The organism is Streptomyces sp. MK7, from assembly GCF_032658145.1.
Classification (GTDB): Bacteria; Actinomycetota; Actinomycetes; order Streptomycetales; family Streptomycetaceae; genus Streptomyces; species Streptomyces spiralis.
The window spans coordinates 131,703-156,850 of sequence record NZ_JAVACL010000004.1 but is presented as its reverse complement, the minus strand read 5'-3'; the positions used below and the strand labels follow the sequence as shown (position 1 = coordinate 156,850).

Annotated in this window: 22 protein-coding genes; 12 read left to right on the top strand and 10 right to left on the bottom strand. The window is 71.4% G+C overall.

Annotated features, from left to right (window positions below; translation table 11 throughout):
* Nucleotides 1–6: 6 nt before the first annotated feature.
* Nucleotides 7–1,374 carry a DUF6716 putative glycosyltransferase gene (locus tag R2S09_RS07450; protein WP_306186313.1) on the bottom strand — a complete coding sequence of 456 codons (1,368 nt, stop codon included), beginning with the start codon at nucleotides 1,372–1,374 and terminating at the stop codon, nucleotides 7–9.
* Between the two features lie 199 nt (nucleotides 1,375–1,573).
* Between R2S09_RS07450 and R2S09_RS07445 the strand changes: the two genes are divergently transcribed.
* Both R2S09_RS07445 and R2S09_RS07440 read left to right on the top strand, forming a co-directional pair.
* Complete coding sequence (locus R2S09_RS07445; protein ID WP_316740205.1) at nucleotides 1,574–2,563, top strand: glycosyltransferase family 2 protein; 990 nt, start codon at nucleotides 1,574–1,576, stop codon at nucleotides 2,561–2,563.
* The gene (locus R2S09_RS07440) at nucleotides 2,560–3,897 is read left to right on the top strand and encodes an alpha-2,8-polysialyltransferase family protein (protein ID WP_316740204.1); all 1,338 of its coding nucleotides are present in this window, start codon (nucleotides 2,560–2,562) and stop codon (nucleotides 3,895–3,897) included. The genes R2S09_RS07445 and R2S09_RS07440 overlap by 4 nt, the downstream gene beginning before the upstream one ends.
* A 250-nt stretch (nucleotides 3,898–4,147) precedes the next feature.
* On the opposite strand, the gene leuE is transcribed toward R2S09_RS07440, so the two are convergent.
* Nucleotides 4,148–4,804, bottom strand: a complete 657-nt coding sequence (leuE, locus tag R2S09_RS07435; RefSeq protein WP_306186327.1) for a leucine efflux protein LeuE — start codon at nucleotides 4,802–4,804, stop codon at nucleotides 4,148–4,150.
* Between the two features lie 85 nt (nucleotides 4,805–4,889).
* Nucleotides 4,890–6,470: a methylmalonyl-CoA mutase gene (locus tag R2S09_RS07430; protein ID WP_306186331.1), complete on the bottom strand. Its 1,581-nt coding sequence runs from the start codon at nucleotides 6,468–6,470 to the stop codon at nucleotides 4,890–4,892.
* Between the two features lie 318 nt (nucleotides 6,471–6,788).
* On the opposite strand from R2S09_RS07430, the gene R2S09_RS07425 reads away from it, so the two are divergent.
* Nucleotides 6,789–7,721 carry a L,D-transpeptidase family protein gene (locus tag R2S09_RS07425; protein WP_306186337.1) on the top strand — a complete coding sequence of 311 codons (933 nt, stop codon included), beginning with the start codon at nucleotides 6,789–6,791 and terminating at the stop codon, nucleotides 7,719–7,721.
* A 239-nt stretch (nucleotides 7,722–7,960) separates the two neighbouring features.
* Here the strand turns inward: R2S09_RS07425 and R2S09_RS07420 are convergent, their stop codons facing one another.
* The 3 genes from R2S09_RS07420 to R2S09_RS07410 all read right to left on the bottom strand — a co-directional run bounded on the left by R2S09_RS07420 (nucleotide 7,961) and on the right by R2S09_RS07410 (nucleotide 10,906).
* Nucleotides 7,961–9,202: an extensin gene (locus tag R2S09_RS07420; RefSeq protein ID WP_316740203.1), complete on the bottom strand. Its 1,242-nt coding sequence runs from the start codon at nucleotides 9,200–9,202 to the stop codon at nucleotides 7,961–7,963.
* Nucleotides 9,202–9,864 carry an RNA polymerase sigma factor gene (locus tag R2S09_RS07415; protein ID WP_306186510.1) on the bottom strand — a complete coding sequence of 221 codons (663 nt, stop codon included), beginning with the start codon at nucleotides 9,862–9,864 and terminating at the stop codon, nucleotides 9,202–9,204. Before R2S09_RS07415 ends, R2S09_RS07420 begins: the two co-directional genes overlap by 1 nt.
* A 424-nt stretch (nucleotides 9,865–10,288) precedes the next feature.
* Nucleotides 10,289–10,906 (bottom strand): RNA polymerase sigma factor, encoded by a 618-nt coding sequence (locus R2S09_RS07410; protein WP_306186347.1) that lies wholly within the window; start codon nucleotides 10,904–10,906, stop codon nucleotides 10,289–10,291.
* Between the two features lie 278 nt (nucleotides 10,907–11,184).
* On the opposite strand from R2S09_RS07410, the gene R2S09_RS07405 reads away from it, so the two are divergent.
* Nucleotides 11,185–13,953, top strand: a complete 2,769-nt coding sequence (locus R2S09_RS07405) for an FG-GAP-like repeat-containing protein (protein ID WP_316740202.1) — start codon at nucleotides 11,185–11,187, stop codon at nucleotides 13,951–13,953.
* A gap of 127 nt (nucleotides 13,954–14,080) precedes the next feature.
* Here the strand turns inward: R2S09_RS07405 and R2S09_RS07400 are convergent, their stop codons facing one another.
* The 3 genes from R2S09_RS07400 to R2S09_RS07390 all read right to left on the bottom strand — a co-directional run bounded on the left by R2S09_RS07400 (nucleotide 14,081) and on the right by R2S09_RS07390 (nucleotide 17,039).
* Complete coding sequence (locus R2S09_RS07400; RefSeq protein ID WP_306186352.1) at nucleotides 14,081–14,482, bottom strand: hypothetical protein; 402 nt, start codon at nucleotides 14,480–14,482, stop codon at nucleotides 14,081–14,083.
* A gap of 177 nt (nucleotides 14,483–14,659) precedes the next feature.
* Complete coding sequence (locus R2S09_RS07395) at nucleotides 14,660–15,220, bottom strand: hypothetical protein (RefSeq protein ID WP_306186354.1); 561 nt, start codon at nucleotides 15,218–15,220, stop codon at nucleotides 14,660–14,662.
* A gap of 166 nt (nucleotides 15,221–15,386) precedes the next feature.
* Nucleotides 15,387–17,039, bottom strand: coding sequence for a family 20 glycosylhydrolase (locus R2S09_RS07390; RefSeq protein WP_399143927.1), 1,653 nt, complete (start codon nucleotides 17,037–17,039; stop codon nucleotides 15,387–15,389).
* Nucleotides 17,040–17,216: 177 nt separating this feature from the next.
* On the opposite strand from R2S09_RS07390, the gene R2S09_RS07385 reads away from it, so the two are divergent.
* From R2S09_RS07385 to R2S09_RS07350, 8 genes are all read left to right on the top strand, one after another.
* Complete coding sequence (locus tag R2S09_RS07385) at nucleotides 17,217–17,804, top strand: 2-oxo-4-hydroxy-4-carboxy-5-ureidoimidazoline decarboxylase (RefSeq protein ID WP_306186514.1); 588 nt, start codon at nucleotides 17,217–17,219, stop codon at nucleotides 17,802–17,804.
* Nucleotides 17,805–17,972: 168 nt separating this feature from the next.
* On the top strand, nucleotides 17,973–18,353 hold the full coding sequence (sdhC, locus tag R2S09_RS07380) for a succinate dehydrogenase, cytochrome b556 subunit (protein ID WP_306186355.1): 381 nt from the start codon (nucleotides 17,973–17,975) through the stop codon (nucleotides 18,351–18,353).
* A 5-nt stretch (nucleotides 18,354–18,358) separates the two neighbouring features.
* Nucleotides 18,359–18,841, top strand: a complete 483-nt coding sequence (locus R2S09_RS07375) for a succinate dehydrogenase hydrophobic membrane anchor subunit (RefSeq protein WP_306186356.1) — start codon at nucleotides 18,359–18,361, stop codon at nucleotides 18,839–18,841.
* Nucleotides 18,842–18,865: 24 nt separating this feature from the next.
* Nucleotides 18,866–20,620, top strand: coding sequence for a succinate dehydrogenase flavoprotein subunit (gene sdhA / locus R2S09_RS07370; protein ID WP_306186358.1), 1,755 nt, complete (start codon nucleotides 18,866–18,868; stop codon nucleotides 20,618–20,620).
* The gene (locus R2S09_RS07365; protein ID WP_316740201.1) at nucleotides 20,620–21,399 is read left to right on the top strand and encodes a succinate dehydrogenase iron-sulfur subunit; all 780 of its coding nucleotides are present in this window, start codon (nucleotides 20,620–20,622) and stop codon (nucleotides 21,397–21,399) included. Before sdhA ends, R2S09_RS07365 begins: the two co-directional genes overlap by 1 nt.
* 233 nt (nucleotides 21,400–21,632) lie before the next feature.
* Complete coding sequence (locus R2S09_RS07360; RefSeq protein ID WP_316740200.1) at nucleotides 21,633–22,043, top strand: VOC family protein; 411 nt, start codon at nucleotides 21,633–21,635, stop codon at nucleotides 22,041–22,043.
* A 46-nt stretch (nucleotides 22,044–22,089) separates the two neighbouring features.
* The gene (locus tag R2S09_RS07355; protein WP_316740199.1) at nucleotides 22,090–22,809 is read left to right on the top strand and encodes a TetR family transcriptional regulator; all 720 of its coding nucleotides are present in this window, start codon (nucleotides 22,090–22,092) and stop codon (nucleotides 22,807–22,809) included.
* 89 nt (nucleotides 22,810–22,898) lie between these two features.
* Nucleotides 22,899–23,495: a Uma2 family endonuclease gene (locus tag R2S09_RS07350; RefSeq protein ID WP_316740198.1), complete on the top strand. Its 597-nt coding sequence runs from the start codon at nucleotides 22,899–22,901 to the stop codon at nucleotides 23,493–23,495.
* A 12-nt stretch (nucleotides 23,496–23,507) separates the two neighbouring features.
* On the opposite strand, the gene R2S09_RS07345 is transcribed toward R2S09_RS07350, so the two are convergent.
* Nucleotides 23,508–25,049 carry an ABC transporter substrate-binding protein gene (locus R2S09_RS07345; protein ID WP_316740197.1) on the bottom strand — a complete coding sequence of 514 codons (1,542 nt, stop codon included), beginning with the start codon at nucleotides 25,047–25,049 and terminating at the stop codon, nucleotides 23,508–23,510.
* Nucleotides 25,050–25,148 lie beyond the last annotated feature (99 nt).

The window sequence follows — 25,148 nt, the reverse complement described above, 5'->3', positions numbered from 1 at the left end:
GAAGGGTCACAGCTCGCCCATCCGCCGGATCACCGGGGCGACGCGCTGCACGCCGTGGCGGTAGGCGCCGCGGGCGGCGCGGCGGACGATCTGCCGGACGGCTCCGGGCTCCTTGTCGCCGGCCGGGGCGCCCGGCAGCGGGGTGCCGTCGGGGCCGAGGTGGTGGCGGGCGAGGACGCCCGGCAGATAGCCGGGCGCGGTGGCGGGCGTGTAGTAGGGGGTCAGGGGCGGCAGGCCGCCGGGCGCCGCCAGCAGCTCGGTGACGCGGGCGCGGGCCGTGTCGAAGGCGGTGGCGTAGGAGCCTCCGCCGGAGGAGGAAGGATCCCCGGTCGCGACGCCCTGGCGGGCCACCCACTCCTCGTCGGGCACCGGGCGGTGGCCCGTGTCCAGCTGGTCCCAGGAGGCGAGGCAGCCGGAGCCGACGAAGTGGTGGTTGCCGAGCACCTCGCGCACGCCCAGGTCGGTGAGGATCACCGTGGGGATGCGGCGGTGCAGGGCCTCCAGGGCGGCCGTGGAGCTGACCGTGACCAGCAGGTCGGTGCGGTCCAGGACCTCGCCCATGTGGCCGTAGACCAGGCGGAGGTTGGGCGGCAGCCCGGTCTTCTGCGCCAGCTTCTGGTACGGCAGTTCCTCGATGTGGGTGGTGTGCTCGCCGGGCTTGGAGCGCAGCTTGAGCAGCACCTCGCGGTCGGGGTGCAGACGGGCGTGGCGCACCAGCCGGTCCAGCAGGTACGTGCGCTCCTCGCGGCGCTCCGGGACGGAGGGCTGGGCGGCGAACACCACCGTGTAGGGCTTGTTCTCGCCCTGGTAGGTGGCGCCGCCCAGGAACGGCAGCGCCACCTCGGTGACCGCCGAGGCGTCGGCGCCCACCCCTTCGTAGACGGCGCGGAAACGGTCCGCGTCCTGACGGGAGTTGGCGAGCACCAGGTCGGCGCCGTGCCGCAGCAGCAGGCCGTCGGCGAGCTTCTCGTAGACGACGCCGACGTACCCGGTGACGACCACGGGACGCTGCTCGCTCCCCTGCCACACCCGCTTCAGCCCGTGCAGCATCGCCTGCACCCCGCCGCCGACGAGCGCGAGGACGAGCACGTCGTACGGCTGCGCGCCGCCGGCGTCCTCGCCCGCGGCGTCCATCGCGCGCAGGAACTCGACGGCGGTCACCTCGCGCAGCGAGTCCGCGCGGACGCCGATCTCCGTCAACTGGCGGGCGGTGGGGGTGGCTCGGCCCCGCAGGAGGTAGCCGTCCAGGTGGATGTCCGACGCGTCGGGCTCGGCGGAGACAAGGCGCTTCGCGGTGAGCGCGCCCCATTTCCACCGGGTGTCGGAATCCGCGAGAACGGCGACTCGCCGGGCCTTCATCGCACTTGCTGGCACGCCGAAGACCGTAGGAAGGCATTTCTAGGTTCGGCCCAACCCGAACGCAACAAACGGTTAACAGCACACCGCCGAACGGCGAATCGGGCCGGGAAACCCATGGAAGAAGCCCCGGTTCACGGCATCGCCACGCGTCGTTCATCCATGGTCAAACTGAAGGTAAAGACGCAGGCGGGGCCCGGGACCTAACGTCACATGCGTGGTCAAGCTCTCCGTCATCGTGCCGTTCTACAACGTGCAGAAATACGCGCCCGACACCTTGCGAAGTCTTCGTGCGAACGCGCGCGACGACTTCGAATTCGTGCTGGTCGACGACTGTTCACGCGACGAGACCCCGGACATTCTCGCGCGGGCCGAGCGTGAACTGCCGGGCGCGGTACACGTCCGGTGCGAGCGGAACGGAGGGCTGGCGACCGCGCGCAACACCGGAATCGACAGGGCGCGCGGGGAGTATCTGACGTTCCTGGACGGCGACGACTGGCTGGCCCCCGGCCACTACCAGCGGCTCCTCGCCACGATCGAGGAACTGGGCTGCGACTTCGTACGCTCCGACCATGTGCAGTGCACCGGCCGGGCGCGCACGATCCACCGGGTTCCGCACGGCCGGCGCGGGGTGGTGCTGGACCCGCGCTCGGCGATCCTGCCCGCCGACCGCTCCACCTCGGTCGACTACCCCTACGCCTGGGCGGGCATCTACCACCGGCGGCTGGTGGAGAAGGGCCTGCTGCACTTCACCGACGGGCTGCGCACGGCCGAGGACCGGCCGTGGATATGGCGGCTGCACCGGGAGGCGGAGTCCTTCGCCGTGGTGGGTCTGCTCGGGGTGCACTACCGGCGCGGGGTGGCCTCCTCCCTCACCCAGATCGGCGACGTGCGCCAACTGGACTTCATCCGCGCCTTCGACCAGGTCATCGAGGACACGGCGAAGGACCGGGACGCGGAGCGGCTGCTGCCCAAGGCGGTGCGCACGTACTGCGCGATCATCTCCCATCATCTGGGTTCCATCGAAAGGTTCGAACCGGCGGTGGCACGGAAGCTGAAGTCGCTGAGCGCGGCCGCCCTGCGGCGCATGCCGCAGGACGTCCTCGACGAGGCGCTGGACTCCATGGACGTCCAGCGGGCCACCCGGCTGCGCCGGTTGCGCCGCCGCCCGGCCTCGGCCCCGGCCTCGACGGGGGCCTCCGCATGACCACGCAGATCTTCCTGGCCTCCACGCTGTACGGCACGGCCACGCTCGCCGCCGCCCTCGACTCCGACCGCTTCGGCCCCGCCGACCGCCGCATCCTGCTGGTCTGCAACAACGCCGCGACGCCCGAGACCACCCCGGCGCTGGACGAGCTGCCCGGCTTCGAGCGGCTGCGGGAGAGGTTCGACGACGTGGTGTCGTGGAACGAGACCATCGCGCCGTTCCACCCGGGCGGCTGGAGCCCGCGCCTGGACGACGTCCCGCTGTGGGAGCGGCACCTGCGGCTGCTGTGGAACCTGGGTGACGACGACGTCGAGCTGACCGTCGAGTCCATCCAGGTCAGTCCGGCCCTCGGCTTCTGCCAGATCTTCACCGGCGCGCCCATCACCGTCTACGCCGACGGCCTGATGAGCTACGGCCCCACCCGCAACAAGATCGACCCGCTGGTCGGCACCCGCATCGACCGCGTGCTGCACCTGGACCTGGTGCCGGGCCTGAAGCCGGTGCTGCTCACCGAGTTCGGCGTCGAGGCGGAGATCGTGCCGACGGACGCCTTCGTCAAGGTGCTGGCCGAACTGTCGGACACCGGCGGCGAGTTTCCGGCGACGGGGGACGAACCCGCGCTGCTGCTCGGCCAGTACCTGTCCGCGCTGGACATCCTCACCGCCGAGGAGGAGGAGGCGCTGCACGTGCGGATGCTGCGGGGCGCGGTCGCGCTCGGCCACACCCGCGTCGTCTTCAAGCCGCACCCCTCGGCGCCGGCCCGCTGGTCGCGGGCGCTGGAGCGGGAGGCGGAGAAACTGGGCGCCGAGCTGACCGTGCTCGACACGCCCGTGCTCGCCGAGGTGCTGTACCAGCGGATGCGTCCGGCGCTGGTCGTCGGCTGCTTCTCCACCGCGCTGCTCACCGCCTCCGCGCTGTACGGGCTGCCGGTCGCCCGTACCGGCACCGGCGCGCTCCTGGAGCGCCTGACGCCGTACGAGAACAGCAACCGGATACCGGTGACGATCGTCGACGCGCTCCTGCCCGACCTGGACGACCGCGCGGCGGTCACGGGCCGGCGGCCGGGCATGGCCGTCGAGGCGCTGACCGAACTGGTCCGGGCGGTCGCCTTCGCGATGCAGCCGAAGATCCACCCGGGTCTGCGCCCGGCCGCCGAGCGGTACCTCGCCACCCACCTGGACCCGCACATCCGGCGGTACTTCAAGCGCCGCCGCCTCACCTCCCTGGCCCTGCCCGGCGGTGTCCCGGCGCAGCTGACCTTCATCCGGCGCAACGCGACGGTGCGGCGCGTGGCCCGCCGGGCACGGTCGCTGAGGCGCGGGGCGGGGCGCTGAGGCGCGGGGGCGGGGCGCTGACGACCGACCGGGTCTCCGGGGCGGCGGCTCAGCCGATCCCGTAGCGGGCCCCGACGCCCGCGATCACCGGCGCCGGTCCCTCCTCGAACCGGCGGGGTCGTCGAAGAGCAGCTCGCCGGCCGCGGCCGTCGGCGGCCGGCGGCCGGCCGGTGTACGTGCTCGTCGTCCGGACCGCCCGGTCGCGCGGGGTCGGTCCCTGACGGTGGCCCGCCGTTGACCTGACGGTGCCCTACGCGCTCGCCAGCGAGAGCTTCACCGCGAAGCCGAGGAACAGCGCGCCCGCCGCCGAGGTCGCCCACGCCGACAGCCGCTTGCGGCGGCGGAAGGCGGCGGCCAGCTTGGTGCCGCCGAATATCAGGGCGCTGAGGTAGAGGAAGCTGGCCAGCTGGGCGAAGGTGCCGAGGATCACGAAGGACAGGGCCGGGTAGGCGTAGCCGGGGTCGACGAACTGCACGAAGAAGGCGATGAAGAACAGGATCGCCTTCGGGTTGAACAGGCTGATGACGAGGGCACGGCGGTAGGGCCGCTCATGGGCGGGACCGGCCTCGGCCGGGACGTCCGCCGCCGCGGCCCGTTCGCGCCGGGTCCGCCACATCCCCCACGCGGCCCGCAGCATGCCGATCGCGAGCCACGTCAGATACCCGGCACCGGCGTACTTCACGATCCCGAACAGCACGGCGTTCGCCTTGAGCAGGGAGGCGACCCCGGCGGCCGACAGCGTCATCAGCACGGTGTCACCGCACCAGACGCCCGCCGCGGCGGTGTACCCCGCCCGGATGCCGCGCCGGGCGGCCACGGACAGCACATAGAGCGAGTTGGGTCCTGGAAGCAGGACGATCAGGACCAGTCCTGCCAGGTAGGTGGGGAGATCGATGACGCCGAACATGGCAGGAGTGTCGCACGGGGGTACGACACTCCGGGTGGGGATTTCGGGGGGCGAGACGGGTGGCTCGTCCCCCCGCCCCCGTCGCTCAGAACGCGTCCGACGGGACGTAGTTCCCCCAGACCTCCCGCAGCGCGTTGCAGACCTCGCCCACCGTCGCCCGGGCGCGCAGGGCGTCCTTCATGGGGTACAGGACGTTGTCCTCGCCCTCGGCGGCCTTCTTCAGCGCGGACAGGGCCGTGTCGACCGCCGCCTGGTCGCGCTCGGCGCGCAGCTTGGCGAGGCGCTCCGCCTGCTGGGCCTCGATGGCGGGGTCCACGCGCAGGGGCTCGTAGGGCTCTTCCTCGTCGAGCTGGAAGCGGTTGACGCCCACCACGACCCGCTCGCCGCTGTCCGTCTCCTGGGCGATGCGGTAGGCGTTGCGTTCGATCTCGTTCTTCTGGAAGCCGTGCTCGATCGCGTTGACCGCGCCGCCGAGGTCCTCCACCTTCAACATCAGCTCCAGGGCGGCGGACTCGACCTCGTCGGTCATCTTCTCGATGACGTACGACCCGGCGAAGGGGTCCACCGTCGCGGTCACGTCCGTCTCGTAGGCGAGGACCTGCTGGGTGCGCAGGGCCAGGCGGGCGGACTTGTCCGTCGGGAGTGCGATCGCCTCGTCGAAGGAGTTGGTGTGCAGCGACTGGGTGCCGCCGAGCACCGCCGCCAGGCCCTGGACGGCGACCCGGACCAGGTTCACCTCCGGCTGCTGGGCCGTCAGCTGCACCCCGGCCGTCTGCGTGTGGAACCGCAGCATCATCGACTTGGGGTTCTTCGCCCCGAACTCCTCGCGCATCACCCGCGCCCAGATCCGGCGGGCGGCACGGAACTTGGCGACCTCCTCCAGGATCGTGGTGCGGGCCACGAAGAAGAAGGACAGCCGGGGGGCGAAGTCGTCCACGTCCATGCCGGCCGCGACGGCCGTACGCACGTACTCGATGCCGTCGGCGAGCGTGAAGGCGATCTCCTGTGCGGGCGAGGCGCCCGCCTCGGCCATGTGGTAGCCGGAGATCGAGATGGTGTTCCACTTCGGGATCTCGGCCCTGCAGTACTTGAAGATGTCCGCGATCAGCCGCAGGGACGGCTTGGGCGGGAAGATGTACGTCCCGCGCGCGATGTACTCCTTGAGCACATCGTTCTGGATCGTGCCGGTCAGCTTGTCCGCCGGCACGCCCTGCTCCTCGGCGACCAGTTGGTAGAGCAGGAGCAGCAGCGCGGCGGGGGCGTTGATCGTCATCGACGTGGAGACCTTGTCCAGCGGGATCCCGCCGAACAGCACCCGCATGTCGTCGACCGAGTCGATGGCGACACCGACCTTGCCGACCTCGCCGTGCGCGATCGGCGCGTCGGAGTCGTGGCCCATCTGCGTGGGCAGGTCGAAGGCGACCGACAGACCCATCGTGCCGTGCGCGATGAGCTCTTTGTACCGGGCGTTGGACTCCGCCGCCGTACCGAAGCCGGCGTACTGGCGCATCGTCCACGGCCGGCCCGTGTACATCGTCGGGTACACGCCACGCGTGAACGGGAACGACCCCGGCTCGCCCAGCTTCGCCGCCGGGTCCCAGCCCTCCAGGGCGTCCGGCCCGTAGACCGGCTCGATGGGCAGCCCGGACTCCGACTCGCGCGCCATGGTGTGTGCCTCCGCGTTCTTGTTACTCGCCAGTTACCCGCCGGTATCCCGATCCTCGCCACGGACTGTAGCTGCGGCCGTGCGCCGGGTGGAGTGCCCCACGCTGGGACCTTGCTCACAGACCTGTTCGGCCCGCTGACCGGCCCGCCGTTCGGCCAGTTGTTCGCCACGCCTCCCGTCACGCTTTCGTGGACAGGCTCCGTCTTCCAGCGTGCCCCCTGGTTCACGGCCCGTCACCCGTGGGGAGACATCCGGTGTACGTCCGGACTACGGCGACTCGACAGCCACGACGGGGGGGGCGGTATGCGCATCGGAGGCATGAGGGGACCGGGCCTCGCCGTGGCGGCGGCCGTGGCGCTGGCCGCGGTGTGCGCATGCACGGTGCAGACCCCCGGCACGGGGTCCGGATCGGGAACCGGCGCGGGCGGGGACGGTGGCGGGCACCGCGGGCCGGTGCACATCGAGATCCCCGCCACCGGCTCGCCCGGCGACCGCGCCTCCACCGACGACAGACCGGGCGGCGCGCCTCCGGGCACAGCCCGCGGAGCCGGAACCACACCGGGCACGGCACCGAGCACGGCACCGGGCGCCACGCCCGGCCGGGCGCCCGGCACGCCCGCGCCCGTCCTGTGGTCCCGCGGTGACAGCGGCAGCGGCGTCCGCGAGCTCCAGGCCCGCCTGCGTCAGGTCGCCTGGCTGTTCGACGGCCCGACGGGCACGTACGACGATCTGACGGAGCAGGCGGTCAAGGGCTTCCAGGGCAAGCGGGGCCTGCCGGCGACAGGACGGACCGACACCGTCACCTGGCAGCGACTGCTCGCCATGACGCACGAGCCGGGCAAGTGGGAGCTGTACCTGATGGGCGGTCAGCCGGCCGGCGCGCCGGACCCGCGCTGTCTGACCGGCCGGGTTCTGTGCATCGACAAGACCAGCCGGACGCTGCGCTGGATGGTCGGCGGGCGGACGCTCTCGACGATGTCGGTGCGGTTCGGCACGCAGTACACACCCACCCGGGAAGGTGTCTTCACGGTCTACTGGAAGTCACGCCACCATGTGTCGACGCTCTACCACTCCCCCATGCCGTACGCGATGTTCTTCAGCGGCGGCCAAGCCGTGCACTACTCCTACGACTTCGCGGCCCGGGGTTACGCCGGTGGCTCGCACGGCTGCGTCAACGTACGCGACGAGGCGGCGATCGCGCAGCTGTTCGCACAGGTGAGGGTGGGGGACAAGGTCGTCGTGCACTGGTGACGCCGGAGAGGCCGACGACACGTCGCCGAACGTGCGGAGAGTGCCAGGAGTGAGGCGGGGCGCGGGCGGGACCGGGGGAACGTGTCCCGCCCGCGCCACATGCACGAGCCGTAGGTACGGGGGGAACCCCGGCTCCGTGCGACGGCCGATGACCAGTCGGCTCACTCAGTACTGCGCCGCGACCGCCGAAAACGTCACACCCTGCGGGGAGAAATTTTCAGAGAGTACGAAAGCGCAGGTCAGTGCTGTGCGGCTGACGCCGCGGAGGAGGTGGGCGCAGCGGCGGACGCGGCCGGGGCGGGGGCCGCCGTCTCCGCCGGAGGTGCGGTCGGGGCCGGGGACGCGGTACGGGTCTGCTCCGCCGGGCGCAGGGGCGCGTAGCCGACGGCGCCGGTCGCGGGTCGGCCGCCGCCTATGTGACCGCCGTCGCCGTCACCGCCCTTGCCTCCCGTGCCGCCCTTGCCGCCCTGACCGCCTCGGCCGTCCTGGCCGGCTTGGCCACTCCCACTGCCGGTGCCGCCGGTGCCGCCCTTGCCGCCCGTGCGGCCCTTCCCGCCGCCGCCATCGTTGTCGTCCTGGCCGCTGCCGCCGCTTCCCTGGGCGGAGCCGCCGCCGTCGGCGGACTTGAGGACGCCGTTGCAGTACGTCCACACGCGCGAGGAGCCGCCGGCCGCTCCCTCCAGGGCGTGCTTGCGGTCGGCGTCCAGGTCCTTGCCGTCGCGCAGGTCGCGGCAGTCGGAGGCGAGACGGCTCAAACGGCTGTCCGAGCCGGCGCCCCGCCCGCCGCCCGGCCCGGCGGCGGCGCCGGTTCCGGGGATGCTGTCGCCGTCACGGCCGGTGTTCCCGGCGTCGGTACCGGACGGGCCGGCCGGGCCGGCCGGGGAACCGGCGGGTGTCGAGGCGCCCGGCCCACCGCCCTGCGCGTCACCCGGGACGCCGCCGGGGGAGCCGTCCGGCGAGGACGAGGCCGACGGACCGTCATGCGTCGCCCGGTCCGAGGCGGACGCGGCGGGGGTGGGCTCGCCGCCTCCGAACGGGGTCGGCAGCACACCGGTCGTGGCCGCCGCGACCCCGCCGACCGCTCCCGCGACCAGCGCGCCGGACAAGGCGAGGCGCAGAGGGCGGCCCCAACTCCGGCGACCAGCTTGCGCGGTATGTCCGTTGCGCCTGGTTTGCCGGAAGTGACCGCTGCCTGCCGGGGTGCGCGCGTGCGCATCGCGGCGATCGACACGGACGGCTCCGGCGTCGGCCTGTTCGGCGCGCGCCTTGCGGAAGGCGGCGAGCGCGGCGGCCTCGCCGGGAAGTTCCGCGTCAGCCGCGGACGGCGGCTCGGCCTGCGGTTCGGCGGCCAGTGCGTACAGTGCAGCGGCGAGGCGTTCGGCCTGGTCACGGACGGTCTCGTCGACGGTGTCCAGTGGCTCCCCGCGCAGCAGACGCTCCGCCGTGTCGGGGTCCAGCCAGTGGTACTGCTCGTCGGCCATCACATGTCCTTCTGCGTCCGGGTGCGCACATGCGTCACACCGGCGGACGTCACCGCGGGGCCGCGCGGTTCTCGTGGGGGTGGCAGTGCGTCGAGCGCGCCGACGGATTCCGGATCGTCGCCGAGCAGTTCGGCGAGGCGCTTCAGGCCGCGGTGCGCGGCGGTGCGTACGGCGCCCGGGCGCTTGCCGAGCGTCTCGGCGGCGGTCTTGGCGTCCAGGCCCACGACCACGCGCAACACGACGGCCTCGGCCTGGTCCTGGGGCAGCCGGGCGATGAGCGAGAGGGTGCGGCCGGTGGCGAGGGACTCCATGGCCTCCCCCGCGGTGTCCGACTCGGCGGCCTTGCCGGTCAATTCCGTTTCGTCGCCGCCTATCATCGGGCGGCGGCCACGCATGCGTATGTGGTCCAGTGCGCGGTTGCGGGCGATCCGGGCGGCCCAGCCGCGGAAGCGGTCCGCGTCTCCGCTGAAGCGCTCCAGGTCCCGGGCGATCTGCAACCAGGCCTCGGACGCCACGTCCTCGGCGTCCGGGTCGCCTACCAGTGTGCGTACGTAGCCGAGCAGCCGCGGGTGCACGGCACGGTACACAGTCCGGAACGCGGTCTCGTCTCCGTCCTGTGCCGCAAGCACCGCGGCGGTCATCTCCGCGTCGTCCCCCAGCACCCCGTGGTTCCTCAGTAGATCGAGCAGGATCGTTGCGGCATCGCGGCCGACGTTGTGTGCGGTGATCATGCATCTTCCGCGCCCGGCGCGAAAGGCACGTTACGGCCTGAAACCGCCTCTCGTCCATGACGGTACAACGCGCAACTAACTGATCGGGTGTGCGGTGTGACAGAAAACGCACTCACGGCGCTGTAGGGAGTACGGGCCGCCGCGCGGCCCGTGCCGCGCGACGGCCGGGGCCTCTCCTGTGGGGGGTGGCGGCCCCGGCCGTTGCCTCGGCGGCACGGAACACGGCAGGGACACAGCGCCAGCCCGGCCTGCCACGGCCCGTTCGACTGTCCCCAACGCATCTACCGGCCCGCACGTCACCACCCTCGCCACGGGGATCCACCGTCGGCGTGTCGACGGTTGTGCGGCGCGCCGTTCATTCCGGCTCTCCCGGTGCCGGGGGATCGCCCTTCGTCGCTGCCGGCGCACCCATCAGGGTGGCCAGCCGTCTCAGTCCCCGGTGTGCGGACGTGCGCACCGCGCCGGGGCGCTTGCCGAGGACACGGGCCGCCGAGGGACCGTCGAGGCCGGCGACGACCCGCAGCAGCACCGCCTCCGCCTGGTCGCGCGGCAGAGAACGGACCAGTTCGAGGGCGCGCTCGGTGGAGAGGGACTCCAACGCCTGCTCGTACGTGTTCTGGGGACCGGGCAGGTCCAGCACGTCCTGCTCCAGCGCCGTGGACCGGGGCCGTACGCGCCGGCGTCGCAGATGGTCCAGGGCGCGGTGCCGGGCGATCGTCGCCGTCCATCCCCGGAAGCCGGCCCCGTCCCCCTTGAACCGGCCCAGGTCCCGGGCGATCTCCAGCCACGCCTCGGACGCCACGTCCTCGGCCTCGTCGCCGACGATCCCGCGGAGATAGCCGAGCAGTGCGGGCTGCACGATCCGGTACGCCACTGCGAAGGCGCTCTCGTCACCCTCCTGGGCGCGCGCCACGGCCGCGCCCAGCTCCCCGTCGTGCGCCCTCGCGCGGCGGGGTTCCCCTCCCTGGCCCAACACTGACCTCGTTCGCACCCAGTGCGGCACGGGCTCTGCCGAACCCGCGTCGCGCCACACGACCGGCCGTGCGCACGGCCCATGGTCATCAGCGTCGGTGCGCACAGAAGTGTCACAGGAAGCGGGAGGGTGATGTTTCGCGGGCGCGCGGCGCTGTGTTGCACAGGGGAGTCCTGTGACGGACGTGCCTCACGTGACTTCTCGGAGCGGTCTACCGACCGGCTCCCGCTTCGTTTTTCTTCTTCGGGTTCGTTTTTCTTCTTTGGGGTGGATACGTCTTGAGTCGTCGTACGTCGCACGCGTACAGACCACTGAGCCTCAAGCGCAGGGCGTGGCTGACGCTCGGTGCGGTGGTCCTGGGGGGCGGAGGCGTGGTCGGCTACGCCATGGCCGGCCCGTCCGACGGTGGCGGGACCGCGGTCCGGGCCAAGCGCCCGGTGAAGGTCTACGGCATCGATCTGAAGGGCACCGGCAACGCCAAGCGCGAGCTGCCGCGCACCGGCACCGAGGAGTTCTCGCTGGTCGGCGTCTCGTGGACCGGCGCCGCGAAGAAGCTCGACGGCACCGCGCAGGTACGCACGCGCGACAGTGAGAGCGGGCGCTGGAGCGACTGGCGGAACCTGGAGCTGGACGTCGATCCGGCGGTGCGCCCCACCTCCCGTATGCGCGGCGCCTCCGAGCCGATGTGGGTCGGTCCGTCCGACGGCGTCGAGGTCCAGGTCGTGGCCGAGGACGGCACCACGAGCACCGGACTGCCCAAGGGACTCAAGGTCGACCTCGTCGATCCCGGCATCGTGACCGACGCCGAGACCCGGTCCATCGGCGACAGGGTCCAGCCCGCCGCGTTCGCCGCGGACGCGGCCGTCGGCGCCACGGACCCCGCCACGTCCACCGACCCGGCCGCCACGCCGGCCGCGAGCGACACACCGGTCGCGACCGACACCGCCACGACGCCGGCGGCCACGGACACCGCGTCCCCGACGGACACCGTCTCTCCGACGGACTCCGTGTCACCGACCGACCAGACCTCACCGATCGCCGGCGACTCCGCTTCCGCGTCCGCGTCGCCCAGCGCGACCAAGCCCACCGCCCCGCCCTCCACCGTCACCGAGCCGCCCATCATCAGCCGGGCGCAGTGGGGCGCGGACGAGTCGCAGGTGCAGGAGCCGCCCTCCTACATCGACAAGATCCAGGCCGTGTTCGTGCACCACACGGCCGACTCCAACAGCTACAGCTGCGCCCAGTCCGCGTCAATCGTGCGCGGCATCATGGCGTACCACATCCAGGTCAACGGCTGGAACGACCTCGGCTACAACTTCGTCGTCGACAAGTGCGGCCAGATCTTCGAGGGCCGCGCCGGAGGTGTCGACCTGCCCGTGATGGGCGCGCACACCTACGGCTTCAACAGCTACTCCGCCGGCATCGCCGTCCTCGGCAACTTCCAGGGCGACGCGGCCAAGGGCATCCCGGCGGGCCGGCCGACCCGGGCCACCCTGGAGTCGGTGGCGCGGCTCGCGGCCTGGAAGCTGGGCCAGTACGGCGGCAACCCGACCGGCACGGTCACGCTGACCGCCATGGAGGACACCGGGGTGTGGAAGAAGGGCCAGCAGGCCACTCTCAACACCATCTCCGGCCACCGCGACGCGTTCGCCACCGAGTGCCCCGGCACCAACCTGTACGGCAAGCTCGGCGAGATCCGCCGCTACGCCGCGAGCCCGGGCGCGAACTCCGCGATCCCCACGGCGGACTTCAACCGTGACGGCGTCAACGACCTGGTGGCGGGTGTGCCGAGGGAGTCGAGCGGCGCCGGCGCACTGGTCGTCGTACCGGGCGGCACCGACGGCCCGGTGGGCAGCGCGCGGATCCACCTCACCCAGAACAGCCCGGGCGTCCCCGGCGCCTCCGAGTCCGGTGACAGCTTCGGGGCCGCGACCGCGTGGGGTGACGTGAACGGCGACGGCAGCGCCGACCTGGTGGTCGGCTCGCCCGGCGAGGACGACACGATCGGCCACGCCGACCGCGGCATGATCACCGTGCTGTACGGCCCCGGCCTGAACTCCGGTTACTCCTACTTCAACAGCGGGGTCACCGCCACCGGCGCCAGGCTCGGTTCGACCGTCGCCGTCGGCGACTTCAACGCCGACGGCAAGGCCGACGTGTTCGCCGCGGGCACCGGCAACGGCGGTTCCTGGGACGCCCGTCTGACCGGCGGCGCCACCCAGTACGGCAAGCTCACGAGTGCCACGGGCTCCGTCGCGTACCTCGACGCCGCCACCGGCGACTTCAACCGCGACGGGTACGCTGACGTCGCCCTGAACTACCTCGACCAGTCCGGCACCGGCCGCGTCACCTGGTTCAAGGGCACCAAGTCCGGGCTGGTGAAGGTCAGCGTCCTGTCGGTGAAGGGCGGACGGTCCATCGCCGCGGGCGACGTGAACGGCAACGGCTACGACGACATCGTCATCGGCCAGCCCTACGCCTCCGAGTCCGGCGCCTACACCGGCGGCCAGGTCACCGTGGTGCCCGGCACCTCGACCGGCTTCACCACGACCGGCATGCGCACCGTCCACCAGGACACCAGCGGCGTCCCGGGCGCCGCCGAGGCCGGCGACGCGATGGGCGCCTCGGTGTCGGTCGGCGACTACAACGACGACGGCTACGCCGACGTCCTGGCGGGCGTGCCGGGCGAGGACATCACCCGAAGCGGCGTCAACGAGACCAACGCCGGCATGGCCGAGCTGCTCAAGGGCACCTCCTCGGGGCTGACCGGCTCCGGCGCGCAGTCGTTCAGCCAGGACACCTCCGGCATCGCCGGCTGGACCGAGCCGAACGACAAGCTCGGTTCCGCGGTGGTCCTCCAGGACCTGTCCGGCTGGGGCCGGGCGGACCTCACCCTGGGCGCCGAGGGGGAGAACAACTACGACGGCATCCTGCTCCAGCTGGACACCGGCAGCTCGGGCGTCAGCACCAGCGGGGCCGTCTACTACGACCGCAACGCCCTGGGCACCCCGGCGGGCGCCCACCTCGGTCAGACGCTGACGCCGTGACGGCCCGCCACGCGGACGGCTGACGGAACCGTCACCGCAGACCGGCCGGGGCCCCGCACCACGCGGAGCCCCGGCCGGTTCGTCAGCCGGGCCCCGGCCGGTTGGTCGACCGGGCCGGGCCGGTCCGTCAGTCGCGCGGGCCGCCGCGCCCCGCCATGGCGTCCAGGCAGAGCAGCCGCAGGGACCCGTTGCCCGAGAAGCAGCGGCGGGACTCGTCGATCGGGTCCCACAGCCGCCCGTCCACGGTGCGGATCCAGTGCTCGCCGCCGGAGGCCCACCACTCGGCCCCGGCCTCGCGGACGATCACCTCACCGGCGTACGCCCCGAAACCGCGCAGCACGCTCTCCACCGCGGGGTACGGCGTGCCCTCGCGGCGGAGCTCCTCGATCACCCGGTCGACCCGCCACAGGCTCCGCGCCGAGTAGTCCAGGCGCAGCCGGGCGCCCTCGCGCATCGCCGCCACGGTGTCCGCCGCCCACCGCACCGGTCTGGTGGCGGCGTGCGGCCTGGTCTGCTGCTGAGTCGTCACATGCTGCGCTGTCACATACGGAAGAGCGAGGGCGGCACGGATTCCGTCACCCGGATCCGCTCGTTTCCCGCAACCGGCGCACGACCCCCGCAGAGCCCCCGCACCGCACCCGCACGACGCTCACAGGGCGAGGGACCCGTCAGGAGCCGTCAGGGCCTGTCGGAACCTGTCAGCGGTTCACACCCGGCCGCGGGCGCGGCGGGAGACCACCGCCCGCAGGACACGACGCCCTTCGGTGGAGACCTCCAGGGCCCGGCGCAGCCCTGCGGGACCGTGCCCGGAGAGGAGTTCGAGGACGGTGATCTGGCGCCGGAGTTCGGCGGCGACCAGCGGGGACATGCCGTCCGTGCGGCCCTCGCGGCGGGAGTCGACGGAGGCGGGGTCCTCGGCCGGGTCCAGCAGCCGGTGGATCTGGAGGGAGGCGACCGAGCAGGCATCGGCCCACTGCCGTACCTCTCCGGCGGTCCGGCCGGCCGGCGCGGCGGCGAGCATGCGGCGGGCCAGCAGCGCGGCCTCGTCCTCGTCCGGCCCCTCCGGGCCGGACGCGTCGAGCGCGCCGCGCGCCTGTTCCAGCCGGCCGGCCCAGTCGCCGTCGCGGCCCTCCGTGAGGGTGCCCCACAGCGGCCGCAGCACCTCGTCGTCCCCGCCGAGCAGCGGTACGCACCGGTCCAGACAAGCCAGCCCGCTGGCGGCCAGTCCGCGCTCGTCGGCCTGCGCGATCAGTTCCACCAGGCTCATCCAGCCCCTCCCTCGCCAGAGCGTCGCCCCAGGCTCTTTCCGGCCACGGAACCCGCTCTTCCCCTTACTGCGTGCGACCGCCCGGTAGTGTCACACGGGCGTCACGCTCAGTCGAGGGAGCTGCGGAAGAAAAGATTTCGGCCAACGGCGACCGCGGCCGCGGCAGTCAGCCGAGCCGGCCCGCCAGCGCCTTGAAGTCCGTCCAGGACAGCTCCGGCTTCCCCGGGTCCCACAGCTTCTGGACGGTCGCCCGCAGCGGCATGCGGATGCCGGCGGCCACCTGGTCCTGTGTCTGGGCGTTCGGGCGGTCGCCCCAGACGGCGAAGGTGCCGCCGAGGATCTGGGCGTCGTAGCGGGCGGGGACCGCCTGGGTGCCGCGCAGCACCCGCGGGGTCCACTGCTCGTAGATCCGCTGTCCGGTCGGGTAGACGAAGGTCTGCGGCTGGCCGAGGACGTAGTAGAGGAACTCGTCGTTGTAGTTGATCACCTTGCGGCCGGCGGCGAGGTACTCGGCCGGCGGCCGGGCACCGATCTCCTTGCCGGTCCAGTAGGCGACCTCGATGTCCTTGGCGGGCTGCACCGAGGTGTGCCGGAAGAAGCCGTCGTTCCAGGCGCGCGGGGTGCGGTCGTGGTTGCGGACGGTGGCGGCGCGGTCGTTCAGCCAGCCGGTGGCCAGGTCGGCGACGGTGCCGCCGGGGCCGTAGGCCTTGCGCGCGGCGGCGGCCAGCTGCGGGTAGGAGGCGGCGGGGTCCCGCACGGTCAGCGCCTGGTACTCGTCACCGCCGAGGTGCCAGTAGCCCCCGGGGAAGACGCCCGCGAACTCGTCCAGGAGGTCGTCGACGATCTGCGCGGACTCGTCCTTGGAGATGTCGATCGCGCCGCGGGTCGGCACGCCGCTCGCGTTGCGCAGCTGGAGATCGGGGTGGGCGGCGATCACCGCGCCCAGGTGACCGGGCGAGTCGATCTCCGGCACCACGGTGATGTGCCGGCTCGTGGCCAGGTCGACGATCTGTTTGACCTGCGCCTTCGTGAGGTGGTTCGCGGAGACGATCTCCGGGTGGGTGTCGGACTGGATCCGGAAGCCCTGGTCGTCGGAGAAGTGCAGGCCGAGTTCGTTGTACTTCAGGTCGCCCAGCTCGCGTACGCGGTCCTCGATCCAGCCGACCGTGTACGGCTTGCGGGCGATGTCCAGCATGAAGCCGCGCCGCGGCTTGGCCGGCGCGTCGTTCACGACGCCCTCCGGTGCCGTGCCGCCGCCGTGCACCTCCTGCTTCAGGGTGCGGGTGCCGTAGAAGACGCCCGCGTCGGCCGGAGCGCTGATGGTGACCCGGCCACCGCGCACCGTCATGGTGTACGACTCCGGGTTGCCGCCCTCGCCGCCGCTCAGCGCCAGTCGTACGTCCCCGGAACGCACGTCGTTCTTCTCACCGGCGTAGGTCAGGCCCAGCTCGCCCGCGATCAGCTTCCCCTCGTCGGCCAGTGACGCGTCGCTCACCACGACCCGCTCGCCGTGGGCCGGACGCCAGCCGGGGCCACGGGCCGCGGTGTGGGACCGCACGGCGGGGATGGTGCGCGGCGCCTGGGACAGCGGATAGCTGCGGCTCGGGCTGGGGCTGGTGCCCCCGGAGTCCGGGGCCGAGGGCGGGGACGGCGCCCGTGACGCGGTGCGCGCCGAACCCGCGGGGGTCCCGTCACCGCCGGAGGCCCACAGGCCGAGTCCGACACCGAGCCCGACCGTCACGGCGAACGCCCCTCCGGCCAGCGCGTACCTGTGCTGCGGCTTTCGCGCCGGAGCCCGGCGCCGCCTGTGCTGACTCACACAGCCAACCTACGGCCCGCCCACAAGCGGAGCGTCCACGAAGCGTTCTCAAACTCTGCCGTCCGAGTGAAATCCGGGCATCGACCGGACACATCATGAGCACGCCCGATAACGTAACGGCACATCTCCCACAAGATCCCCTGCCGACACACACGGCGCGCCCACAGGCGCCGCCGCATCCCACGCCGAGGACCCACGCTGCCCGCGCAGAACCTGGAGCACTTCAACACCGCCCCGCCCGAAGAGACCCACCACGCCCTCCTGACCTGCCTGCGCAGCCCGCGCTGGGCGCACCGCATCACCACCCACCGCCCCTACCCCGACCTCCCGGCCCTCCTGGCCGCGGCGGACGAGGCGGCGTACGACCTGGGCCCGCGGGACCTTGCGGAGGCCCTGGAGAAAGAGCCGCTGCCCGCACTGCCGGCGGCCACGTACACGGCGGCCTCCATGGCCCTGGGCGCGGCGTACGCGGCCTACGAGGCCAAATTCGGACACGCGTTCGTCATCTGCCTGGACGGCGTACCCGCCGGCGAATCACTCGACCGTGTACTGGCGGCCATCCGATCACGATTGACGAACGATCCGGATGACGAACGGATCGTGGCGGCAGAGGAACTCCGGCGCCTCGCGAGAGAACGGCTGGTGAGATACCTGAGGGGCGCGGGGCGGTACCTGTCGGCGGGCCGCCGCGGGGCGCGACCGGCCCCAACGCACCCGCACTCGGCAGACAGCGGCACCGCCCTCCCCGGCAGCCGCCCCCGCTAACCCGTCCGTGCACCTTTGAGTGCAAGTTTGATCACACAGGCAGGCCCCCTGTCAGCGCCGCAGGCACACGTCGCTACCATGCTGGGGGCCGGTGGACCGTACCCGGCCGGGCCCGACCGACACGACAAGCCGGCGCGGCCCTAGTCCCCGCTCCCGGAGGGTTCTTCCGTGCCGGCTGGAACGCTGTACCGCGGCCGGGAAGGAATGTGGTCCTGGGTGGCTCACCGAGTCACCGGCGTCCTCATTTTCTTCTTCCTGTTCGTTCACGTGCTGGACACCGCGCTCGTCCGCGTGTCTCCCGAGGACTACGACAAGGTCGTGGCCACCTACAAGACGCCGGTCGTCGCCGTGCTGGAGTACGGCCTCGTCGCCGCCATCCTCTTCCACGCGCTCAACGGCCTGCGTGTCATCGCCGTCGACTTCTGGGCCAAGGGCGCCCGCTACCAGAAGCAGATGCTCTGGAGCGTCGTCGGTCTCTGGGTCCTGCTGATGCTCGGGGCGATCTACCCCGTCCTCGGCCACGCCGCTCGAGTCGTCTTCGGGAGCTGAGGCGCATGTCCACCACTGAAACCACCGCTGCCGGCATCGGCCCGGTCGAGGGCGCCCCCGGCTACAGCGTCGAGAACCCGGCGCCGGTCATCGAGGCCCCGCGCAAGCGCACCAAGAAGACCCCGAAGTCGACCCGGGGCAACTTCGAGATGTACGGCTGGCTGTTCATGCGGCTGTCCGGCGTGGTCCTGGTCGTGCTGGTCCTCGGCCACCTGCTGATCCAGCTCGTCCTGGACGGCGGCGTCTCCAAGGTCGGCTTCGCCTTCGTCGCCGGCCGCTGGGCCTCCCCGTGGTGGCAGGTCTGGGACCTGCTGATGCTGTGGCTGGCGATGCTGCACGGCTGCAACGGCCTGCGCACGGTCATCAACGACTACGCGGAGCGCGCCAACACGCGGCTGTGGCTGAAGGCGCTGCTCTACACCGCCACGGTGTGGACCATCCTGCTGGGCACGCTGGTGATCTTCACCTTCGACCCGAACATCCGCTAGGCCCCGGGACCGAGGTAAATCCTGATGAAGATCCACAAGTACGACACCGTCATCGTCGGCGCCGGCGGCGCCGGTATGCGTGCCGCCATCGAGGCGACCAAGCGCAGCCGCACCGCGGTCCTGACCAAGCTCTACCCCACCCGCTCCCACACGGGTGCCGCGCAGGGCGGCATGGCCGCCGCGCTGGCCAACGTGGAGGAGGACAACTGGGAGTGGCACACCTTCGACACGGTCAAGGGCGGTGACTACCTGGTCGACCAGGACGCCGCCGAGATCCTGGCGAAGGAGGCCATCGACTCCGTCCTCGACCTGGAGAAGATGGGCCTGCCGTTCAACCGCACCCCGAACGGCACCATCGACCAGCGCCGCTTCGGCGGTCACTCCCGCAACCACGGTGAGGCCCCGGTCCGCCGCTCCTGCTACGCGGCCGACCGCACCGGCCACATGATCCTCCAGACGCTGTACCAGAACTGCGTCAAGGAGGGCGTGGAGTTCTTCAACGAGTTCTACGTCCTGGACCAGCTGATCACCGAGGTGGACGGCGTCAAGCGGTCCGCCGGTGTCGTCGCCTACGAGCTGGCGACCGGCGAGATCCACATCTTCCAGGCGAAGGCCGTGATCTACGCCTCCGGCGGCTGCGGCAAGTTCTTCAAGGTGACGTCGAACGCGCACACCCTCACCGGTGACGGCCAGGCTGCCGTGTACCGCCGGGGTCTGCCGCTGGAGGACATGGAGTTCTTCCAGTTCCACCCGACCGGCATCTGGCGCATGGGCATCCTGCTCACCGAGGGCGCCCGCGGTGAGGGCGGCATCCTGCGCAACAAGGACGGCGAGCGCTTCATGGAGAAGTACGCGCCCGTCATGAAGGACCTGGCGTCACGCGACGTCGTGTCCCGTTCGATCTACACGGAGATCCGCGAGGGCCGCGGCTGCGGTCCCGAGGGCGACCACGTGTACCTCGACCTGACCCACCTGCCGCCGGAGCAGCTGGACGCCAAGCTGCCCGACATCACCGAGTTCGCGCGGACCTACCTCGGCATCGAGCCCTACACGGACCCGATCCCGATCCAGCCGACCGCGCACTACGCGATGGGCGGCATCCCGACCAACGTCGAGGGTGAGGTCCTGGCGGACAACACCACCGTCGTCCCCGGCCTGTACGCGGCCGGCGAGGTGGCGTGCGTGTCCGTGCACGGCGCCAACCGCCTGGGCACCAACTCGCTGCTGGACATCAACGTCTTCGGCCGTCGGGCCGGCATCGCCGCCGCCGACTACGCGAGGACCGCGGACTTCGTGGAGCTTCCGGAGAACCCGGAGTCCCTCGTCGTCGAGCAGATCGAGCGGCTGCGCACCTCCACGGGCAGCGAGCGGGTGGCGACCATCCGCCGCGAGCTGCAGGAGACCATGGACGCCAACGTCATGGTGTTCCGCACCGAGCAGACGATCAAGACGGCCGTCGAGAAGATCGCCGAGCTGCGCGAGCGCTACAGGAACGTGGCGATCCAGGACAAGGGCAAGCGGTTCAACACCGACCTCCTGGAGGCCATCGAGCTGGGCAACCTGCTGGACCTGGCCGAGGTCATGGCGGTCTCCGCCCTGGCCCGCAAGGAGTCCCGCGGCGGTCACTACCGCGAGGACTACCCCAACCGCGACGACGTCAACTTCATGCGCCACACCATGGCGTACCGCGAGGTCGGCGCCGACGGGACCGAATCCATCCGTCTCGACTACAAGCCGGTCGTCCAGACCCGCTACCAGCCGATGGAGCGTAAGTACTGATGGCTACACCTGTTCTGGACAAGGAAGAAGCGGCCGGCAAGCCCGAGCCCGGATTCGCCGACTCCCCCTACATCACCGTCACCTTCCGGATCCGCCGGTTCAACCCGGAGGTCTCGGCGGAGGCGACCTGGGAAGACTTCCAGCTGGAGATCGACCCCAAGGAGCGCGTCCTCGACGGCCTGCACAAGATCAAGTGGGATCTGGACGGCACGCTGACGTTCCGCCGCTCCTGCGCGCACGGCATCTGCGGCTCGGACGCCATGCGGATCAACGGCAAGAACCGTCTGGCCTGCAAGACGCTGATCAAGGACATCGACCCCGCGAAGCCGATCACGGTCGAGCCCATCAAGGGCCTGACGGTCCTGAAGGACCTGGTCGTGGACATGGATCCGTTCTTCCAGGCGTACCGGGACGTGATGCCCTTCCTGGTCACCAAGGACACCAACGAGCCGACGCGTGAGCGTCTTCAGTCGGCCGAGGACCGGGCGCGCTTCGACGACACCACGAAGTGCATCCTGTGCGCGGCCTGCACCTCCTCCTGCCCGGTGTTCTGGAACGACGGCCAGTACTTCGGCCCGGCGGCCATCGTCAACGCCCACCGCTTCATCTTCGACAGCCGTGACGAGGCGGGCGAGCAGCGTCTGGAGATCCTGAACGACAAGGACGGCGTCTGGCGCTGCCGCACCACCTTCAACTGCACCGACGCGTGCCCCCGTGGCATCGAGGTGACGAAGGCGATCGCGGAGGTCAAGCGGGCGCTGATCACGCGCCGGTTCTGAGCCGAGCGTCCGGTCGCTTCCGGTACCTGCCTGTGGGCCCCGCTCCCCAAGAGCGGGGCCCTCGGCGTCCAGGTCCTGTCGTCACCTTCCCGTCGTCCGCCCGAAGGGCGTGCCAGACGCCGCCGGGCAGGCGGGAATGTGACGACAGGACCTGGGGCCGGGCGGGTGACCTCGCCACCGGCCCGCCGGGTGTGGGCGGGGGTGCCCGGCGGGTCCGTACCTAATCTGATCGCATGTCAGATGACGAGTCGTACGAGCTGCTCGGGTTCGACAACGTGCTGCTGGCCGTGGGCGATCTCGGCGAGGCCGTGGAGTTCTACGGGCGGGCCGGGTTCGCGGTGGCGTTCCGGCTGGACGAGGCGGGGATCGCGCTGCTGAAGGTGGGCGGCGAGACGCCCGGGATCCTGCTGCGCCAGGAGGAGGCGCTGGGGCACCGCACGCCGCCGTGGGCGTCGCCGCGGGTGTGGCTGGAGGTCCCCGACGCCCGGGTGGCGGCCAGGGAGCTGACGGCGGCCGGGATCGCGCTGCTCGACGAGCCGTCCGCCGTGGTGACCGGCTGGACGGTCGAGATCGCCGACCCCTGGGGCAACGTCCTCGGCTTCACGGACTACACCAAGCGCCGGGAGCTGGGCCGCCGCCCCTGAGACACCGTCGGCCGGGGCCTGGCGAGACACCCCCTAGGCTCTCCTCGTGCCCGAGAAGACCACCAGCAAGTCCGAGCAGACCCGCGCGCTCATCCTTCAGACGGCCATGCGGCTGTTCCAGGAGCGCGGCTACGACAAGACGACCATGCGGGCCATCGCCAAGGAGGCCGGGGTCTCCGTCGGCAACGCGTACTACTACTTCGAGGGCAAGGAACACCTGATCCAGGGCTTCTACGACCGGATCGCCGCCGAGCACCAGGAGGCGGTCCGGGAGGTCCTGGCCCGGGAGACGGACCTGGAGGCCCGGCTCGCCGGCGTGCTGAAGGCGTGGCTGGACATCGCCACGCCGTACCACGAGTTCGCGGTGCAGTTCTTCAAGAACGCCGCCGACCCGGACAGCCCGCTCAGTCCCTTCTCCCCCGAGTCCGAGCACGCGCGGGCGGAGGCCATCAGGGTCCACAAGGAGGTGCTGCGCGGGGCGCGGACCAAGGTGCCGGCGGAACTGCGCGAGGTGCTTCCCGAGCTGATGTGGCTCGCCCAGATGGGGCTCGTCCTGTACTGGGTGTTCGACCGCACGGAGGGACGCGCGCGCAGCTACCGGCTGGCCGAGCGCGGCGCCCGCCTCACCGCGCGCGGCGTGACGCTGGCCCGCTTCCGGGTGCTGCGCCCGCTCGTGCTGGAGGTGCACGAGCTGTTCACGGACTTCCTGCCGGGGATGACGAGGATGCTGCCGGATCCGGTGATCAAGGGCCGGAAGGGGGCATGATCACTTTCGGGTGATCGGGTCACGACGGCACACGTGGAGTGCGTGCTGCCTACGATGATGCTCTCGACACCAGCCACGGGAGGCACGTGATGTCCGCAGCAGCCGTCGAGCGGCCGCACGAGGAGCAGTCGCAGATCGCCGAAGCGAACCACATCATGGAGAGCATTCCCGGCCTCCGCGTCGAGATCATCGGAGACCAGATTCTCGTGAGTCCAGCGCTCGACGGACCTCATTCCGAGGCCCTGATGCTCTTCGCAGCCCCATTCCTGCAGCTGGGCCTGGTGCGGGCACTCCCAGGCATCGGTCTCTGGTTGCCCAGCGGTCCGGAGGACTACGCGATTCCCGACCTGTCCGTAGTCGATGACGACTACCGCGACCACTTGGTGGAGAACAGCTGCTACGACCCCGTCTGCTTCCGTCTCGTCATGGAGGTGACCTCCAGCAACTGGAAGACAGACCTGCGTGACAAAGTGGCCGCATACGCCAAGGCCCGGATCCCCGTGTACGTCGTCATCGACCGTCGGCACCACCGCCTCCATGTCCTGACCGACCCGAAGGGCGAGCGCTACGAGACCCACCGGATCCACATCCCCGGCGAACTCGTCACGCTCCCCGACTCGGTCGGAGGCAAAGTCACCCTCGACGTGACCCGGATCCTCAAGGCCGGTCAGCCGAAGACCGGCTGACCGGCCCCCGTCTCACAGCCGCCCCAGCTTCCACAGCCGGAACACGCCCGTGCCGTCCGAGAGGTACTGGCCGCCGCCGACGTCCTCGGTGCTGACGACGTACTCCTTCTGCTGCCACAGCGGGATCAGCGGCACGTCCTGTGCCACTTCCGCCTGGAGGGTGCGGAAGTCCGCGGCGACCCGGCTGCGGTCGGCGTACTGCTGACTGTCCGTGATGAGGCGGTCGACGGCCTTGCTGCTGTAGCCGGTGTTCATGGTGGAGCCGGTGCCGACGAGCGGGCCGGCGAAGGTGTCCGGGTCCGGGTAGTCGGCGACCCAGCCGACCGCGTACGCGTCGAGCTTGCCGCCCGCCCAGCGCTTCTGGAAGTCGGTCCACTCGTAGCCCTTGACGTCGACCTTGAACAGGCCGCTCGCCTCCAGCTGCCGCTTGATCTCCATGGCCTCCTCGGCACCCGCGCCGCGCCCCTCGCCGTAGCCGTAGGTGAAGCGCACCGGGATCGACACGCCGGCCTCGGTGAGCAGCTTCCGCGCCTTCTTGGCGTCCTGGGCCGGATAGGTGTCGAAGAACGAGGTGGTGTGGCCGGTGATGCCCGCCGGGACGAGGGAGTACAGCGCGTCCACCGTCCCGTCGTACACGCTGCCGGCCAGCTGCTCGCGGTTGATCAGCCAGGCGATGGCGCGGCGGACGCGGACGTCGTGCAGCGGCGAGGAGGAACGCGTGTTGAGGTAGAGGTTGCGGGTCTCGGAGCTGTCGGACTCCGACACGCGCTGGTCGGGGTCGCTCGGGTTGAGCGCGGCGAGCACCTTGGGCGGCAGCGTGCGCGTGGCGACCTCGATCTGCTTGTCCTGCCAGGCCTTGTCGAGCGCGCTGGCCTGCGGGTAGTAGCGCAGGTCGATGGGGTGCCCGGTGCCGTCGACGGCGCCCTGGTAGGAGCTGTTCGGCTTCAGCTCGGCGCTCTTGTCCTTGGTGTAGCCCGTCAGGCGGTACGGCCCGGTGCCGTCGACCTGGCTGCCGGTGCGCAGCGCGTCCATCGGGTAGCGGGTGTGGTCGACGATGGAGCCGGCTCCGGTGGCGACCTTGAAGGGGAACGTGGCGTCCGGCGTGGACAGATGGAAGGTGACGACCATGCCTTCGGCGTCCACCGAGCCGAGCGTGGAGAACAGCGGCGCCGGACCGACGTCGGACTTGATCTTCTTGACCCGGTCGAAGGAGTACTTCACGTCCTCGGCGGTCATCGCCCGGCCGCTCGGGAACTTCAGGCCCGGGCGCAGCTCGCAGCGGTAGGTGCGCAGTCCGCCGCCCTCGAAGCCGCAGTTCTTGGCCGCGTCCGGCACGGGAGTGGCGCCGTCCGGATCGAAGGTCAGCAGGGACTGGAACACGTTGCTGTACAGGGCCCAGGATCCGGCGTCGTAGGCGCCGGCCGGGTCGAGCGAGGTGACGGCGTCCGTCGTCCCGACGATGATCGTCTTGTTCTTGTAGTCCTGCGACGGAAGCAGTTGCCAGCCGCCCACGCCCACAATGGCCAGTACCAGCAGCGCCAACAGAATCCGCATGCGAACCGATCGCATCGGTGATGCCCTCCCCAGGCCCTCCGCGGGCCGCTGTGCATATGCCACACCCCTGAGTGGCGCGGTCACCTAATCACAGGTGTT